The sequence below is a fragment of the Staphylococcus lugdunensis genome (assembly GCF_001558775.1).
In the GTDB taxonomy this organism is placed as follows: Bacteria; Bacillota; Bacilli; order Staphylococcales; family Staphylococcaceae; genus Staphylococcus; species Staphylococcus lugdunensis.
This window is the reverse complement of record NZ_CP014022.1, coordinates 1,755,500-1,772,317: the sequence shown is the minus strand read 5'-3', so window position 1 is coordinate 1,772,317 and position 16,818 is coordinate 1,755,500. Positions and strand designations below refer to the sequence as shown.

The window sequence follows — 16,818 nt, the reverse complement described above, 5'->3', positions numbered from 1 at the left end:
TATTAGTTGAATTCTTAAATTACAATTCGCTTAATTATTTAGCTCTATATCTCTTGCTTTATATAGATTACCATAGTTAAAGTAAGATAAATCATTAAAGTTTGATTTAACAACATTTTTAGTATCAAATATGATTTTGTTTTTCATAAGTTTGAAATCATCATCGCTAAGTTCTTTAAATTCTGAATGGTCACTAAGAATAAGTACAAGTGATGCGTCTTCAGTAGCTTTGTTAATATCTTTTTCAACAAAGTCCAATTCCACATGTGGATCATAAGCCGTAACTTCAAAATTTTCCTCTTGTAATAAATGATAAATATCTAGTGCTGGAGATTCTCTTATGTCATCAACGTCACCTTTATATGTTAACCCAAACACGGCAATTTTAGCGTGATTAATACCAGATAATATTCTTTTGACATGCTCAACAACATAATGAGGCATTGAACGATTTACTTTTCTTCCAGTTTGAATTAATGGTGAGTGTTCAGGGTCTTTTGCAATAATAAAGTATGGATCTACCGCTAAACAATGTCCACCCACACCTGGTCCCGGTGAATGAATATTGACCCGAGGATGTTTATTTGCCATTTCAATTACATCTAATACATTAATATCTAAATGATTACTAATCTTTGTAATTTCATTAGCCAAAGCAATGTTTAAGTCTCTGTAAGTATTTTCCATTAATTTACTCATTTCAGCTGTACGTGCATTTGTTTCAATCAATTCTCCTTTAACAAAGGTACTATATACACGTTTACCCGCTTCAACACAATTCGGCGTTACCCCACCAATAATTCGATTGTTGTAAATTAATTCTTCTAATATCTTCCCTGGTAACACACGCTCTGGACAATGTACCAAGTATATATCTTCACCAACAGTAAAACCTTTATCTTCTATTAAAGGTTTAACATGGTCGTCCATTGTACGTGGTGCAATTGTTGATTCTACTATAATCGTGTCACCTTTTTTAAGATACGGTAAGACACTATTTACTGCATTTAACACGATTGATATATCACATGATTCATATTCATCATCATTGTTTGGGGTTGGCACTGATATGATAAAAGCATCTGCTTCCGCTGGTTTTGTAGAAACTTTTAAAGTCCCTTTTTCAAGTACTTCCTCAAATACTTCTTGTAAACCTGGTTCTTCAATGTTTACTTTACCTTTTTGTAAACTATCAATTGTTTTGTCATTGATATCTACACCTAATACATCTACATCGTGTTTAGCAAACATAATTGATGTTGGCAATCCAATATATCCTAATCCTACAACTGTTAATTTCATTTTAATACCCTCCATTAAACACAGATTTTATATATGTTTCACACGTAAAATTTACAAAGTATTAATCTTTATTCATGATATCTTTGATAATATTTTCAAACTCTTGTTGATTAATATTTATTTTCTCTTCACTTAAATATAAATCTTTGCCATACACCAAATTGCCATAAAGTTTGGTAATAAATTTCACTTTATTTAATAAGGGATAAATCGTTTTTGGAACTGGTAATAAAATCGTGCTTTTATTTTCGTTTTTACGAATCTCTTTTATGACATTTGTTGTATTAAATTCAAATTCATCTTTAGGATGATAGATACCTGCTTTTTTATGCGTAATAATTTCGTTGACATATTGTTCTAAATGTTTGATATATAGTGCACTTCTATAGTTATGAATGTTAGGAATTATTGGTAATAGTTTTGCCACTTTTTTTAGTTTGGTGAAATTACCTGGTGAATCTTCCCCATAAATCATCGGTGGTCTGATAATTACAACTTTAAAGCTAGAACTAGAGATATTAAGTAGTTTCTCTTCTGCTTTAGCTTTTGATTTACCATAATCTGTTATAGGTTTTATCTTCATTGGATCAGTAATTTCAATATTTTTACCGATTACTCCATCTTCTCCAAATACAGCCATTGTACTCATGAATATAAACTGGTTAACTCCATCTTTTTTAGCTTTATTTGCTAATTTATTTGGTAAATGCATATTTATTCTAAAATAATCTTCAAGTTGTGCACTGGGATCATTATTATGAACTAATGCAGCAGTATGAATAATGACATCATAGTCTGTAAAACTTTGATTTTCCCATAGTGAATTTCTTACACTTAACCTACTTACTTTATTTCCTGATTTTTCTAAACTATTCGCTAAATGACTGCCAACATATCCACCAGTTCCTGTAATTAAAATGTTTTTACTCATTAGTGAGAAACACCTTCTGATGAGATTGTATTAATGACTGTTTTATAAATAATATACATGTCTAATAAAAATGATTGGTTTTCTAAATAGTATTTGTCAAACATTACTTTTTGATCGTCAGTATTATTATCTCTACCCATTACTTGCGCTAACCCAGTAACACCCGGTCGTATTGTATGAACATTTACTTTTGTTCTTTTTTCAATAAGTTCATATTGATTATAAAGTGCTGGTCTAGGGCCTACAATGGACATATCACCTTTTAACACGTTTAGTAATTGAGGTAACTCATCAATTGATGTTTTTCTAATAAATTTACCAGTTTTAGTAATAAAATCTGCTGGATCCATTAAATCTGTTGCTACATTAGGAGTATCCATTTTCATCGATCTAAATTTATAGATATTAAAAAGCTCATTATTTAGTGTTGGTCTTTTTTGCTTAAAAATAGCTGGGCCTGGTGACTCTAATTTAATTAGTAACGCTATAATAAGTAAAAAAGGCCCTGCTACAATTAAACCATATATTGAGCAAAATAAGTCGAAAGCTCTTTTCACATTAATTTCCTCCATTCAATAAGTTATAATATTTTGTTGTATTATGTTCTCTTGTATATTTATCTTTAAACAATTGATACGCGTTGACCCCTAATTCTTTTAATTCCTCTCTTGAATGCCTTGTTACAAAGTTATATATATCTTGTGCTGCTCCGTTATCTATTTGAATACCTGCATTGTAAGCTTCAACTTGCTTAACAATGTCTGATTGTTTATCCATAATTAAAATTAAAGGCTTCTTATTTGCCAAGTATCCATAGTTTTTACTTGGCACACCTAAGCCAACACCTTCTTTAACTAATGAAGCAAAACACGCATCGGCAATTTTTAATACATCTGTATAATCAGTGCCAGTTAAAAATTTATAAATTTTGACATTTGAGATATGATTGAATTCAATTGAATTTTTAACTTTTTGATATTTCTTACCATGACCACATAAAATTGTTAGTGTTTTATTATCTTCCTTATTTAATTTAAGAAAATCAACTATAGTATCCATATCTTGAAGTTGTCCCATATTTCCACTGTAAAGCAAAATTTTGTCATATTGATTTCTTAAATCACGGAATTCTATATTATGAACTTTATCGTCTTCTGATTCTGTATACCAATTAGGAATGACATGTATCCGATCAGGCTTACTTGAAATCTTATTTTGTAATAAATAATTTTTCATTTCAGTTCCTAAAACAATAACGTTTTTCGCATTGCTATACACATGTTTATTGATATATCTCATTAATCTATCAATTAAACTACCCGGTCTAGTAGTTCCGGTTTTCAAAGCATTATCAGGTGCAATATCATACACTACAAATGAATACTGCTTTTTAAATACGCGATGCAAAATATCCGGGATTAACGGTAATATTGGAGGATTGGAATACACTAATATATGATTATATTTCAACATCCTGGGCATTTTAAAAATAAACATTAGAAATAGTGAAAAGAAATTACATATTCGTCCAAATTTGGACTTATTATTAAATTTTGAGTATCTTAATCTTTTTATATTAATGCCTTTGTAATTCTCATTCTTTTCAACTTGCTTCTCATTGCTATATTCATACGGCCATCCACATATAACATCTACATACATACCTTTTTTTACTAAATCCTCAGCCATTTGCGTTGGTAAAGTAGCAGAAGAAACGTATTCAGGATAAAAATACTGACATAATATTAATAATTTTTTCTTTTTCATTTAATCACCTGAAATTTTAATATTTATTTCATACTTATCATGATTGAATATTTTTGCTTTTTGAGAAATGATATAGTACTACATAAAATAGACTATAAGACGCAATTAAAACAGCTGTATTTAATTCAACAAATTGCATAAATTCTAAGCTCGCAATTTTACTAATATAAAATGTAATAACTGTGCCTATAACAAAAGAAGCTTGTAACATTAATTCAATCTGTTGCTTTTTAATAACAACTACGGATAGTGATACTGTTGAAACTAATAATCGAATAGCAAACAAAGGTATAGTAATCTGCATCACCGTAATTGTTCCTAACCATTGACTTCCTAAGATTAAATTCACTATATTCTCACTTAATAAGTAAAATGGTATATATAAAGCAATTGACAATACTATTAGAGCACCTGAAAACTTTAATAATAGATTTCGAAACGTACCATATTTTAAATAATAATCATTTGCTCTTTGCATAAATATTTTAGATAAGCCTAATGAAATAATTGTCACAGGTATTCCTAAGATTCTAATAGTCATTCCGTATATGCCTACTTCTTCATTTGTATAAAGTATTCCTAAGAAGAAAATAACTATAGAAAAAGACAAACTATTTAATAATATTGACGGTGTGGAATATATAAGTTGATTTTTGTGTTCTAAAAATTCATTTCTAACTTCTTGTTTGTCTGTAATGATATAAAAATATCTCTTAAACGTTCTGTATCCAATTCCAATGCCAGAGATATAAGAAAAAGCAAACCCAATTATTAGTCCCAAACTTCCAAAATGTAATACGCCTAAACCAATTTGTATAAGAGTCATAGAAGCTGACCTAAATATATTAATAATACTTAGTGCTTTATAATTTCTTTCCCTATTCAAATAATTAGTAAATATATTAGTAAAACTTACTAGTACTAAAGTTATAATTACAAAAATTATATCTAGTATGTATTGAGGGAAAATAATTAAAAATATAATCGATATAGGAATTAAACACAAAATAATAACCGCAGATATTATGAAACTTATTTGTGATAGAACGTTAGCTTTATGTTGATTCTTAGCATTAATAATTAGTAAATCATATCTGGCGTTTATTATTGGAATTAATATCATAGCTATATTTGAAAATATAGTGAATTCACCAAATTGAGATGGTGAATATATTCTAGAAACAACAGGCGTAGTTATAATTAAAATAAATTGACCTATTCCACTACTAATTATCATTAATAGCGAATCATTTAAAAATTTACTTTTTTTCATAATTTATCCCAACTTTTTTATAATTCTAGCTGGATTACCTGCTAATACTATATTACCTTCTTCAAAACTTTTAGTAACAATCGAACCTGCTCCAACTATTGTTTTTTCACCTAAAGTAACTCCTGGCAAGATTACTGAATTCATTCCAATCCAACTATTTGCTCCAATAACTACATTTTTCCCATCAAGATGTTTTTTTAAATTATTTGTATCGTGATTAGAAGTTATAATACCAACATTAGGAGCAATATAAACTCCACTTCCTAAAATAATTTGAGCAGAAAAATTATTAAAATAAGTTCCAGGAGACTGAAATATGTGTAAGTCATTTTTATCAAATATCAAATTTTTAGCATTATGAATTCTAACAGTTGAATCTGCTGGAAAAGGTAACTTTGTATTAATTCCTAAAAGTTTAAAAGGAATAGCTTTCCATGCCCATAGCCAACCCATCACTTTTTCTTCAAAGTAATATCCTTCTAAATATTTTTCATCATAAAAAAGTCTTAATGGCCAATTAATTATTCGAAAAACTTTTGATTTCATAATTTTTCTGATCATTTATAACCATCTCCTTTACTAAAAGCATTTTTAACTATTACCGCAGTAATAATTACAAGAGAATAAACTACTATTATTGATGAAATTAAAGTTATTATAGGGGTAGTATGTCCAAAAATATTAGTTGCAACTCTCATGTATACATATGTTCCAACAAATATTAATTCTAATGATTTAGTTTTATGTAATACCAACTCAAATATACATGCTAAAAACAAATTAAAAGCTAGTACTAAAAAGAAAAGTATTGGACCAAAATATATATATCCATAACCTGCACTAGAGATTAAATGACCCGTTAATTGTTTACTACCATAAATTATCTGATTAAATAATTGACTAGTGATTAAATGATCATGATCTATTAATAAATTCAACCCAAATATTGATCGTACATTATCAAATAAAAATTGTTTAAATGTTCCTTGATAATAGTTTGAATAATCTATAGCACTTGCAACATTGGTTGGCCCATAAAAATATGATTGTATCTGATCTACAAAATTAATTTGATCAGTACTGCTGGCTTCAAGTGCAGCACCATAAGAAGAGTAGTTAAAGATATATAATTCCTTATATAATGTCATTAATATTAAAATGAACGCACCTACTAGTAAAATTAATATATTTATTTTTTTACTATGGTACTTAAATAAAATTGTAATAATAACTAATACTGAGATAAGAGTATAAAGTTGTATACTTCTTCTCTCCCCAACTATCAAACTAATATTTATTAAACCTAAAATTAGTGGTAAAAATAGATAATAGATTTTTGGTTTTATTTTATATTTTTTATACGATAAAAAAGAACTAATCACAAAACTCAATGCTAGTGCTAATTGTAGTAACATTCTAATCAAAACAACCATTCCACTAGTAACTTCTGTTCCTCTACCATTATCATGTGTTTTTATCACTAAAAAAGAGATACTTTCTCTTGTGCTTGGACTTAAAATAAATATTATAATTACTATAAAAATGAACAATCCATAAAAAATCTTTGATCCTGAAATTTTGTAATCTATTTTTGGGGATGAAACTTTATCAGTAAACAACTTTCCAAATATATATAAGATAACTGAACCAATTATATATTCTACAGATATCAAAATCACAGCTTGATTAAAATATTCTCGACCTAGAGGTAGATTATTTATAATTTTATCTTCTGTTGTTCCTATTAATAAAGGAATTAAAATTAACCTAATAATTCCAAAAATATCATATATTAGTCTCGTATATTTAAGGTTCTCATTAGAACTAAAGAAAAGAATAGTTTTAGCTATTAAGTAACTTAAGGGCATTATAGCTAGTAACATCTCGTTTTTTGATATTAAAATAATTACTGTACAAATAAAAAGAAAAGTAATAACTAAATTAAATATTTTATTCATTCAATACCTCATCTAATTTTTGATAAAAATTTTCATTTTGCTTTAAAACATATTTGATATACTTTCTTCTTTTCTTATTTATTTGTGCATTATCAACGCAATGATAGTAATCGATGATTTTATTTCCTAATCCAGATAAATCATCTGAATCTACTTGAATTCCTAATCCAAATTCTTCAGCCTGTGAAGCAGTATAAGTATCTTTAGAAGTAATAATCGGTTTATTTAGAAATAATGAATAATACATTCTAATAGATAACGCTGTGTCAAGCGCTATATTTTTATTACCGTACAAATTATTAATTATATCTGTCTGATTTAAAAATTTAGATGTTTCCTTAATATCAAAGCCCCCATAAAATTTCACGTTTTCTATTTTAAATTCTTTAGCAAATTCTTCTAAATTTTCAGCACCAGTTCCAAAATATTGAATCAAAAATCTAGAATCATTTTTTAATTCTTTTAATATTTTTTTATTTATATCTAAGAATCTCACATTACCAATAAAACTAATTTTCAATGGCTTTTGTAGGACAATATTTTTTTCAGATTTAGCTTGATTTATTATCTTAGAATTATAACTATATACAACTTGGTATTTTTTTGATTTAGGTAGAAATTTTAAAAAACCATCTGATGAAATTGTAGACATATAACTAAAATTTACTAATTGAGTCATTCTAGCAAATACTACCCTATTTTTTTCATAAAAATAATCTCTTATATTTAAAATATACCTTCCTTTATAATATTTAGTTAAGAATTTTTTGAATAAATGTCCCGTGTAACTTCCCCATACAATCAAAAAATCATAATTATTATGCTTTATAATATCTATTGCATAAGACTTGAATGAATAGTATTTCAATGCCTTTCTTGCTAATGACCAATTTGAATCAATATTAACTGTGTACTTATAATAATTCGTCAATCCTTCAAATTTTTCATCTATTCCATATTTATCTGTATATAAGATATCTACTTGATTATTTTTTAAATCAATATGATCAAGATAATGAGATATCAAAGACATATGTTTGATATTTGTTGCACCTAAAATAGCAATTTTCATAGCTACTTCCTCCAAGTATTACGGTTAATGATATCTTTGTAACTTTGTATAATTTTAACAACTTTTGTTGACACATTTGTATCTTTGTAATCAATCGCATCAATCATAGGTTCGTTGTTTTCTTCCATTGCTTTTGCAAGTTCTACGGATTGTACTAAATTATTAAATGAAATGCCTCCAACAATCACGGTACCTTTGTCTAAAACTTCTGGTCTCTCTGTTGATGTTCGAATGAGCACACCTGGGAATTTTAAAATTGATGATTCTTCAGATAGTGTGCCACTATCAGATAGTACGACAAAAGCATTTTTTTGTAGCGCATTGTAATCAAAAAATCCAAATGGCTTAAGTTGTCTTACTAATGGATGGAATTTAAATTCTCTTTCTTCAATCTTTTTCCAGCTTCTTGGATGTGTTGAATAAATAACTGGTATTTGGTAATTTTCTGCAATATCATTAATCGCATTCATAAGTGATAAAAAGTTTGCTTCATTATCAATATTTTCTTCTCGATGTGCAGATACTAATATATAATTTTGAGGTTCTAATTCTAATTTTGTTAAAATATCACTTTCCTCAATTTTATATAAGTATTCTTCTAATACTTCTTTCATTGGAGATCCTGTAACAAAAATGTTTTGCTTTGGAAAACCTTCATCTAATAAGTAGCGTCGGCTATGTTCTGTATAAGGTAAATTAACATCACTGACATGATCGACAATTTTACGGTTAATTTCTTCAGGTACATTTTGATCGAAACATCTATTCCCCGCTTCCATATGGAATACTGGAATTTTTAATCTTTTGGCTGATACCGCTGCTAAACAGCTGTTTGTATCGCCTAAAATAAGTAATGCATCTGGGCGTTCTTTTGCTAACACTTCATATGATTTAGCTAAAATGTTTCCCATCGTTTCACCTAAATGATTACCTACCGCTTCAAGATAATAATCTGGCTCTCTTAACTCTAAATCTTCAAAGAATACTTGATTTAGTGTGTAATCATAATTTTGCCCTGTATGGACTAATACTTGGTTAAAGTACTTATCACATGCTTTAATTGTTGCAGATAATCGAATAATTTCTGGTCTTGTACCAACAATTGTCATTAATTTTAATTTTTTCATTCAACTAGACCTCCAAAAAGTATGTGTCTGGATTATTTGGATCAAAAATTTCGTTTACCCACATGATAGTCACCATATCTGTATCGCCTAAGTTCTCGATATTATGTGTGTAACCAACTGGAATATCAACCACTTCCAACTTATCTCCTGAAACGTAATATTCAATAACATCATCGTCGTCAACTTTTCTAAAACGAATCACACCTTGCCCCGAAACTACTAAAAATTTTTCATTTTTAGTATGGTGCCAATGATTGCCTTTTACTATTCCAGGTTTAGAAATGTTAACTGAAACTTGGCCTCTATCTTTTGTTTTAAAAATTTCTGTAAAAGAGCCTCTGTGGTCTACATTCATTTTTAAAGGATAACTAAAGTCTTCTTTAGGTAAATAACTTAAAAATGTGCTATACAATGCTCTTTCAAACGGATATTCGGTATTAGGAAGTGCTTTATCGTTTGGAATTTCTTTATACTGAAATAAAAGTTCAGCAATCTTACCTAATTTAACCTCATAGACATTGGCAACTTTAGGCTCGCCATTTTCTATATTTGGCTTACCATTAATCGCGTTTTCAAATTCTTTGACAACATCATCAATGTAGTTAAGCTTAAGTATTACATTTTTATCATTCACTTGAATCTCTTCATCTCTAGCGATTTTGTAACAAAATGTTGCAATAACAGAATTGTAGTTTGGCTTACACCACTTACCAAATAAGTTAGGCAAACGATAAATTAACACATTATTACCATTATCTTTGGAAAATTGTTCAAGTACTGCTTCACCTTGGCGTTTACTGTTTCCATATGGATTATCATTTTCCGCTTGAACAGACGAAGATAAAATAATATCTGGCTTCTTCGGATTGTCTTTTAGGATGTCTAATACTTCTTTCAGAAAATCAACATTGCCTTCTTTAAATTCAACTTCATTTTGTGGTCTGTTGATACCTGCTAAATGAACAACTGAATCAGCTTCTAACAAATATTTTTTTACATCTTCTGCGTCAGTCTGTCTATTAATTTCAAGAATGTCATTATCTGTAGTTGCTTTCAAATCTGCTTTTAAGTTCTTTCCTACAAAACCATTCGAGCCAGTTATAACGATTTTCAATGTAAACCCACCTAACCTTGTTTATAGTTACTTAATTCAGTTCTTACATATTCTAAAGATAATAATTTTTCCTTAATTTCTTCTACTGTTAATATATTCGTATTATCAGAATTATACTCGTATGCCTCTGTAATCTCTTTATTACCATCTTCATAATAGTTACTATAATTTAAGTCCCTAGAATCTGCTGGGATACGGAAGTAATCTCCCATATCTTCACATTGTGCATATTCTTCTCTAGTTAAAAGTGTCTCAGCTTTCTTTTCACCATGTCTTGTACCAATAATTTTTATTTCATTATCCGCTTCAAACAATTGTAATAGCGCTTCAGCTAAGTCGCCGACTGTTGAGCTTGGTGCTTTTTGAACCATAATGTCACCCGTTTTGGCATATTTAAATGCATGTACTACGAGTTCAACTGCCTCTTCTAAACTCATTAAAAATCGTGTCATGTTAGGATCTGTTATTGTTAAAGGCTCACCAGCTTTTATTTTTTCAATAAATAATGGAATAACTGACCCTCTTGATGCCATAACATTGCCGTATCTCGTACCACAAATTAATGATTGCTCACCATCAACATTTCTAGATTTGGAAACAAAGACTTTTTCCATCATTGCTTTTGAAATACCCATCGCATTAATCGGATAAGCAGCTTTATCTGTTGATAAACAAATGACTTTTTTCACTTTATTACGAATTGCATTTTGAAGTACATTTTCTGTTCCAATAATATTCGTTTTTACAGCTTCCATAGGGAAAAACTCACAAGATGGAACTTGTTTCAATGCAGCGGCATGAAACACATAATCAACATCTCTCATTGCAGTTTCAACACTATGCGAATCTCTTACGTCTCCAATATAGAACTTTAATTTGGCATTGTTGTATTTTTTTCTCATGTCATCTTGCTTTTTCTCATCTCTGGAGAAAACTCTTATTTCTTTAATATCAGTATCAAGAAATCTTTCCATAACTGCATTTCCAAATGACCCTGTTCCTCCAGTTATTAGTAGCACTTTATCTTTAAACATATTAAGTCTCCTAATCATTAGCAATTTTGATTATTTTTTCTTTCTTAAAATCTTTCACTAAATCATTGATGATTGCTTCTACTTCGTCTTTAGAAAAGTTTCTTACTTTACCTCTATAAATCTTTTCATAAACTTGCTCAGGATGTATTTCATTTTCATTCAGTAATTCTTCGTACATCTTTTCACCTGGACGAATACCAGTAAATTTAATTTGAATATCATCTTCGGATTTTCCACTTAATCTAATTAAATTTTTTGCTAAATCAACAATCTTAACAGGTTCGCCCATATCTAAAACAAATATTTCTCCACCTTGTGCTAAGGCACCAGCTTGTAACACAAGTCTTGAGGCCTCTGGAATCGTCATGAAATATCTCGTCATATCAGGATGTGTTACTGTAACTGGACCACCAGCTTCAATTTGTTTTTTAAATAATGGGATTACTGAACCACGTGAACCTAATACATTACCAAAACGAACAGCTACGAAATCGGTTTTACTATTTTCTTCATTTAAACTTTGAACAACCATTTCAGCTAAACGTTTTGACGCGCCCATCACATTTGGTGGATTTACAGCTTTATCTGTAGAAATCATGACGAATTTTCTGACCCCTGCAGTTTTAGCAGCTATCGCGACATTTCGTGTACCTAAAACGTTATTTCTAAATGCTTCAATTGGATTGTATTCCATTAAAGGTACATGTTTATGCGCAGCAGCGTGATATACGGCATATGGCTTATACCGATTCATCACATCTTGAATGCGTTCTGGATTTTGTACATCGGCTATAATTGGAATAATTCTAATTTTATCTTTGTAAATTGCATTTAATTCTTGATGAATAAGATAAATACTATTTTCGCCGTGCCCTAATAACAGAATACAATCAGGTTCAAACTTACAAACTTGTCTACATATCTCAGAGCCAATCGAACCACCAGCACCGGTAACCATTATCGTTTTATGCGTTAGTTCTTTTGAAATCATAGCCATATTTAATTCAACTGGTTCACGCCCAAGTAAATCTTCTACCTCTACACGTTTTAATTGATTAACTTCTAGTTCACCAACTAATACTTGTTCAATGCTAGGCATTTTAAACAATTCTATGCCAGTGCTATTACAAATATCGTTAATTTCTTTTAGGCGATTAGGCTTGAGTGTTGGAATAGCAATAATAATACGCTTAATGCGGAATTTATTTACTAAATTAGGGATATCATCAATTGTCCCTTGTACTTTTACACCGTCTGCTATGGTGAGTTTTCTTTTTTGAGGATCATCATCCACTGCCAATACCGGTTCTAGCCCCATTTCAGGACTTCTTAACATTTGGCGAATAAGTAAAGAACCACCTCGTCCAGCCCCAACAATAAGGGTTGGTTTTTTCTTTTGATGTTTGCCAACGACAAATTTTCGTGTCACTCTCCATGAAATACGGGAACCTCCGATTAATATTAACACCATCATCCATGTAATAAGATATAATCTAAAGAACGGTGGGTGCCCCGTAAATACTGGAACTAATATGACTGTAGCTAAAATAGAACAAGTCACTGACTCTACTATGATTAATAATTCATTTACACTGGCATACTCCCATGCACGATGGTATAAGTTAAAAATATAAGCAAATACATGATGCGCGATTAATAGCAATATTGAAGTCAAAATTAGAATTTTATTGGCGTATCCTTTGAAAAAAGGCTCCAAAATGTTATAACAAATAAAAACTGAAAATGCTACAATCAACGAGTCTATTATAATTAAAGCAAAAAGCCTTACTCGAGCATTTAATTTGTTCACATGTTTTCATCTCCTCATCCATCATGCGTATAAATTAAAATAAACCAAACAATTTTTTATGCTTATATTCTTGAAGTGGTTGTTTTTTTACTATATTTTCATTTTTGATGACAGATTTTGCATTATTCATAAAATTTTTTATGTTTTCTTCATATTTTTGTAAATTTTTATTGCTAAACAAACTATTCATGATAAAAGGTCTTTGGGTGACATGGTGTGCATCTGAAGCTATGAAATGGGATAAATTATTTTCAATCATTTGAATGGACAATTTTTGCACTTTTTTTCCAAGTTTTCCCATTAACGAGGCTGAAGTAAGCTGGCTGAACGCACCCGAATTTATAAGTTCATATAAAACATCTAAGTCTTGGGTGATGACCTTATTCCTCTCTGGATGGGCAATGATGGGGATATAACCATTCGACTGTAAATCAAAGAAAAGACGTTTTGTATAGTGTGGAACACTATTTGACGGCAACTCTATTAATAAATAGTTAGAGTTATTTAATCCAATGGCATCTCCTTTTTGTAATAAGGACAGTATTTGATCTGTTATTCTTATTTCTTGTCCTGGATAAAGCTTGATACCTAAATCTTTGACTTCATCCATATCTAAGAGTTGTTCTAAACTTTCTTTAACCTGACTATAACTGTTATCATATTGGGGACTTAAGTGATGTGGTGTCGCAACAATCTCTGTAACCCCTTCATTCTTCGCTTGAGTTAATAAAGTAATGGCATCTTCTTTAGTTTTAGGACCATCGTCCACATTAATCAAAATATGATTATGTATATCAATCATTTATTCATCATCTCCGTAATAATAATAACTAGATGATTTTTCTTTAGGTGTTTTATTTAACACTGCTCCTAGTACACGTCCTCCTACTTTTTCAATTAATTCTTTTGCTTTCTTCACTTCATTTTTATTATTATTCTGTACATCAATGACCATGACACAATTAGGTACGAATCTTAAGTATACCTGTGCATCTGTAACTGAAATGATTGGCGGTGTGTCAATTAAAATGAAGTCATATATTTCATTTAAATCACGTAATATGTTCTCAAATGCCCCAGAACCAATTAATTCAGATGGATTAGGTGGTGTGGGACCTGCTGTCATTAAATCAAGATTCTTTACTCTCGTCTTGATAATCGATTTATCAAAGTTAGACTTTCCTATAATTAAATTTGATAATCCATCATAATTCGTCGTTTCAAAATGATAATGTTGCGTGGGCTTTCTCATATCTCCATCTATGATTAATGTTTTATATCCTGCTTGTGCATATGTGATTGCAATATTCGCTGAAATAATACTTTTACCTGCAGCTGGCTTTTCAGAAGTAACAATGATACTTTGAACTTCTTCTACTCCTGAAAACATGATATTAGAGCGTATACCTCTAACTTTTTCACTCACGATTGATTTAGAATTATCTTCAGTAAACAATGGCGTACTTAAATTTTTTCGTTTCTCATTCTTTTTAGTCATACTTTCGTCTCCTATTTCAATTTATGGATTGAACCTAGAACTGGAATGTCCAACTCTCTAATAACATCTTCTTCTGTTTTAATTCTTCTATCAAATAATTCTTTAAAAATGATAATTACAATAGTGAGTACTAAGCCTAATACAAGTCCTATTGCTAAGTTTTGCGACAAATTAGGTGAAACTTTGGATGCAGTTCCATCTGCTTTCGATAATATCGAAACGTTATCTATATCCATGATTTTCGGCATATCTTTACTAAATACACTTACAATTTCATTTGCTATGCGTTCTGCGTCTGCCTTGCTATGATTTTCAACACTTACATTTAAAATTTGTGAGTCAGCTTGTTTTGTGACTGTAAGCATGTTGCCAATTTCACTTGCAGAGAGATTTTTATCTTTTTTCGCTACGTCTTCTAATATACGTGGACTCTTAAGAATTTCAGAATACGTATTAACAAGTTGAATATTACTTTGAACTTCTTGAGCCCTGTATTGTTCATTGCTTTCTTTTTGGTTTACTAACACTTGTGTATTTGCCTCATATTTAGGCTTCATTAAAAATATAGTTATTAATAAGCTTATAACTACAAAAACCACAGGTATTAAAATAAATAACTTCCAATTCTTTTTTAGTGCAGTTATAAACATCGATAAATCAAGCGTTTTTTCCATTTTGACCTCCAGCAGTAATTTGAATTTTTGTATTTATTTGTGAAATTATCTAGTATGTTTAGAATTACTCTTTATATCTAAGTATTATAAACTTTTTTAAGAAATATACAATTACATTTAATCCTACAATAACTTTTATAAATTAAATTTAATTTTTTGTAAACATCATGTAAATTTTCACTATAAAGTTACGATTTACACTGCACATCCTATAAAACAAAAGCCAGGATATTTTCTAGATGTGAAAATATCCTGGCTTGTTGTTTTTAATATTCAATATTTGGCATTTTATTTACTTTCTCTTGATATTTTTTGAAAGCTACAAAACCAACTGCACCTAATATAATTGTAATGAATAGACCTTTCATTCTTGTCACTCCTTTTGGTAAATCAAAATTCAAACTCTTCACGTGTCGTGTGAAAGCTTCATATACCTATTATACACATTTATCTTCTATTTTTAAAAATAAGAATTCTATTTTATGCATCGCTTATCAATAATATCAATCATACATACGCCATTAGTATGATTTTAAAACAAAGTGCTTGCGCTATATGCAATTAGAAGTATAATAATTATATCTAAATCACAATTTAAAGGAGCTCAACTCATGTCTAAATTACTCTATATTACTGCACATCCATTAGATGAACTGGCATCTAACTCTATGGCAGCTGGTAAAGCCTTTTTAAACGCTTATAAAGAACAACATGCTCAAGATGACATCGTGCATATCGATTTATTCAATACTTACATTCCACTCATTGACAAAGATGTCTTAACAGGATGGGGTAAAGCAGCAAACGGTGAAACACTTAACGGTGATGAAAAAGAAAAAATTGAACGTTTAGCTGAAATTCTTGATGAATTTTTAAGCGCTGATAAATATGTATTCGTGTCACCAATGTGGAATTTATCATTCCCTCCTGTATTAAAAGCTTATATTGACGCTATTACTGTTGCCGGTAAAACATTCAAATACACAGCAGAAGGCCCACAAGGTTTATTAACAGATAAAAAAGTACTACATATCCAATCTCGTGGTGGATATTATAGTGAAGGCCCCGCAGCTGAAATGGAATCTGGTGACCGTTACTTGAAAACAATTATGACTTTCTTAGGAGTGCCATCATATGAGAATGTCATTATTGAAGGTCACAATGCAGAACCAGAAAAAACAGAAGAAATCAAAGCAGCTAGTCTAGCAAAAGCTACAGAAGTTGCTAAAAACTTCTAATAAATTTTATTTAAAAAGCA

Annotated in this window: 17 protein-coding genes; 1 reads left to right on the top strand and 16 read right to left on the bottom strand. The window is 29.8% G+C overall.

The genetic code is table 11. The features are described 5' to 3' along the window. Nucleotides 1–30: 30 nt before the first annotated feature. From AL499_RS08320 to AL499_RS12345, 16 genes are all read right to left on the bottom strand, one after another. Nucleotides 31–1,302: a nucleotide sugar dehydrogenase gene (locus AL499_RS08320; protein WP_002492564.1), complete on the bottom strand. Its 1,272-nt coding sequence runs from the start codon at nt 1,300–1,302 to the stop codon at nt 31–33. Nucleotides 1,303–1,363: 61 nt separating this feature from the next. After that, nucleotides 1,364–2,233: an NAD-dependent epimerase/dehydratase family protein gene (locus AL499_RS08315; protein WP_002478508.1), complete on the bottom strand. Its 870-nt coding sequence runs from the start codon at nt 2,231–2,233 to the stop codon at nt 1,364–1,366. Continuing rightward, on the bottom strand, nt 2,233–2,790 hold the full coding sequence (locus AL499_RS08310) for a sugar transferase (protein WP_002478507.1): 558 nt from the start codon (nt 2,788–2,790) through the stop codon (nt 2,233–2,235). The genes AL499_RS08315 and AL499_RS08310 overlap by 1 nt, the downstream gene beginning before the upstream one ends. Nucleotide 2,791: 1 nt before the next feature. Continuing rightward, nucleotides 2,792–4,000: a glycosyltransferase family 4 protein gene (locus tag AL499_RS08305; RefSeq protein ID WP_002492374.1), complete on the bottom strand. Its 1,209-nt coding sequence runs from the start codon at nt 3,998–4,000 to the stop codon at nt 2,792–2,794. 37 nt (nt 4,001–4,037) lie between these two features. Next, a complete protein-coding gene (locus tag AL499_RS08300; RefSeq protein ID WP_037540931.1) occupies nt 4,038–5,273 on the bottom strand; it encodes a lipopolysaccharide biosynthesis protein in 1,236 nt (411 codons plus the stop codon). Between the two features lie 3 nt (nt 5,274–5,276). Beyond that, the gene (locus AL499_RS08295) at nt 5,277–5,834 is read right to left on the bottom strand and encodes an acyltransferase (protein ID WP_002492526.1); all 558 of its coding nucleotides are present in this window, start codon (nt 5,832–5,834) and stop codon (nt 5,277–5,279) included. Beyond that, complete coding sequence (cap8I, locus tag AL499_RS08290) at nt 5,831–7,231, bottom strand: type 8 capsular polysaccharide synthesis protein Cap8I (protein ID WP_002492403.1); 1,401 nt, start codon at nt 7,229–7,231, stop codon at nt 5,831–5,833. The genes AL499_RS08295 and cap8I overlap by 4 nt, the downstream gene beginning before the upstream one ends. After that, complete coding sequence (locus AL499_RS08285; protein ID WP_002492458.1) at nt 7,224–8,303, bottom strand: glycosyltransferase family protein; 1,080 nt, start codon at nt 8,301–8,303, stop codon at nt 7,224–7,226. Before AL499_RS08285 ends, cap8I begins: the two co-directional genes overlap by 8 nt. A 2-nt stretch (nt 8,304–8,305) precedes the next feature. Next, nucleotides 8,306–9,430: a non-hydrolyzing UDP-N-acetylglucosamine 2-epimerase gene (gene wecB / locus AL499_RS08280; protein WP_002492384.1), complete on the bottom strand. Its 1,125-nt coding sequence runs from the start codon at nt 9,428–9,430 to the stop codon at nt 8,306–8,308. 4 nt (nt 9,431–9,434) lie between these two features. Then, entirely contained in the window at nt 9,435–10,544 is a 1,110-nt protein-coding gene (locus AL499_RS08275) for a polysaccharide biosynthesis C-terminal domain-containing protein (RefSeq protein WP_002492433.1), read from the bottom strand. A gap of 11 nt (nt 10,545–10,555) precedes the next feature. Next, nucleotides 10,556–11,578, bottom strand: a complete 1,023-nt coding sequence (locus AL499_RS08270) for a nucleoside-diphosphate sugar epimerase/dehydratase (RefSeq protein WP_002492483.1) — start codon at nt 11,576–11,578, stop codon at nt 10,556–10,558. A gap of 10 nt (nt 11,579–11,588) precedes the next feature. Next, complete coding sequence (locus AL499_RS08265) at nt 11,589–13,388, bottom strand: polysaccharide biosynthesis protein (RefSeq protein WP_002492552.1); 1,800 nt, start codon at nt 13,386–13,388, stop codon at nt 11,589–11,591. A gap of 34 nt (nt 13,389–13,422) precedes the next feature. Continuing rightward, on the bottom strand, nt 13,423–14,190 hold the full coding sequence (locus tag AL499_RS08260; RefSeq protein WP_002460634.1) for a tyrosine-protein phosphatase: 768 nt from the start codon (nt 14,188–14,190) through the stop codon (nt 13,423–13,425). Then, nucleotides 14,191–14,886 (bottom strand): polysaccharide biosynthesis tyrosine autokinase, encoded by a 696-nt coding sequence (locus tag AL499_RS08255; RefSeq protein WP_037540927.1) that lies wholly within the window; start codon nt 14,884–14,886, stop codon nt 14,191–14,193. Nucleotides 14,887–14,897: 11 nt separating this feature from the next. Next, a complete protein-coding gene (locus tag AL499_RS08250; RefSeq protein WP_002460638.1) occupies nt 14,898–15,560 on the bottom strand; it encodes a Wzz/FepE/Etk N-terminal domain-containing protein in 663 nt (220 codons plus the stop codon). A gap of 266 nt (nt 15,561–15,826) precedes the next feature. After that, nucleotides 15,827–15,928, bottom strand: coding sequence for an SE2200 family small protein (locus tag AL499_RS12345; RefSeq protein WP_002478498.1), 102 nt, complete (start codon nt 15,926–15,928; stop codon nt 15,827–15,829). A gap of 243 nt (nt 15,929–16,171) precedes the next feature. Here AL499_RS12345 and AL499_RS08245 point away from each other — a divergent pair, with 243 nt between their 5' ends. Continuing rightward, on the top strand, nt 16,172–16,798 hold the full coding sequence (locus AL499_RS08245) for an FMN-dependent NADH-azoreductase (protein WP_002492456.1): 627 nt from the start codon (nt 16,172–16,174) through the stop codon (nt 16,796–16,798). Nucleotides 16,799–16,818 lie beyond the last annotated feature (20 nt).

Bases quoted from the DNA above. Each gene is read 5' to 3' on its own strand.
- AL499_RS08320 (WP_002492564.1), bottom strand. From the start codon at position 1,302: ATGAAATTAACAGTTGTAGGATTAGGATATATTGGATTGCCAACATCA.
- AL499_RS08315 (WP_002478508.1), bottom strand. From the start codon at position 2,233: ATGAGTAAAAACATTTTAATTACAGGAACTGGTGGATATGTTGGCAGT.
- AL499_RS08305 (WP_002492374.1), bottom strand. From the start codon at position 4,000: ATGAAAAAGAAAAAATTATTAATATTATGTCAGTATTTTTATCCTGAA.
- AL499_RS08300 (WP_037540931.1), bottom strand. From the start codon at position 5,273: ATGAAAAAAAGTAAATTTTTAAATGATTCGCTATTAATGATAATTAGT.
- AL499_RS08295 (WP_002492526.1), bottom strand. From the start codon at position 5,834: ATGATCAGAAAAATTATGAAATCAAAAGTTTTTCGAATAATTAATTGG.
- cap8I (WP_002492403.1), bottom strand. From the start codon at position 7,231: ATGAATAAAATATTTAATTTAGTTATTACTTTTCTTTTTATTTGTACA.
- AL499_RS08285 (WP_002492458.1), bottom strand. From the start codon at position 8,303: ATGAAAATTGCTATTTTAGGTGCAACAAATATCAAACATATGTCTTTG.
- wecB (WP_002492384.1), bottom strand. From the start codon at position 9,430: ATGAAAAAATTAAAATTAATGACAATTGTTGGTACAAGACCAGAAATT.
- AL499_RS08270 (WP_002492483.1), bottom strand. From the start codon at position 11,578: ATGTTTAAAGATAAAGTGCTACTAATAACTGGAGGAACAGGGTCATTT.
- AL499_RS08260 (WP_002460634.1), bottom strand. From the start codon at position 14,190: ATGATTGATATACATAATCATATTTTGATTAATGTGGACGATGGTCCT.
- AL499_RS08255 (WP_037540927.1), bottom strand. From the start codon at position 14,886: ATGACTAAAAAGAATGAGAAACGAAAAAATTTAAGTACGCCATTGTTT.
- AL499_RS08250 (WP_002460638.1), bottom strand. From the start codon at position 15,560: ATGGAAAAAACGCTTGATTTATCGATGTTTATAACTGCACTAAAAAAG.
- AL499_RS12345 (WP_002478498.1), bottom strand. From the start codon at position 15,928: ATGAAAGGTCTATTCATTACAATTATATTAGGTGCAGTTGGTTTTGTA.
- AL499_RS08245 (WP_002492456.1), top strand. From the start codon at position 16,172: ATGTCTAAATTACTCTATATTACTGCACATCCATTAGATGAACTGGCA.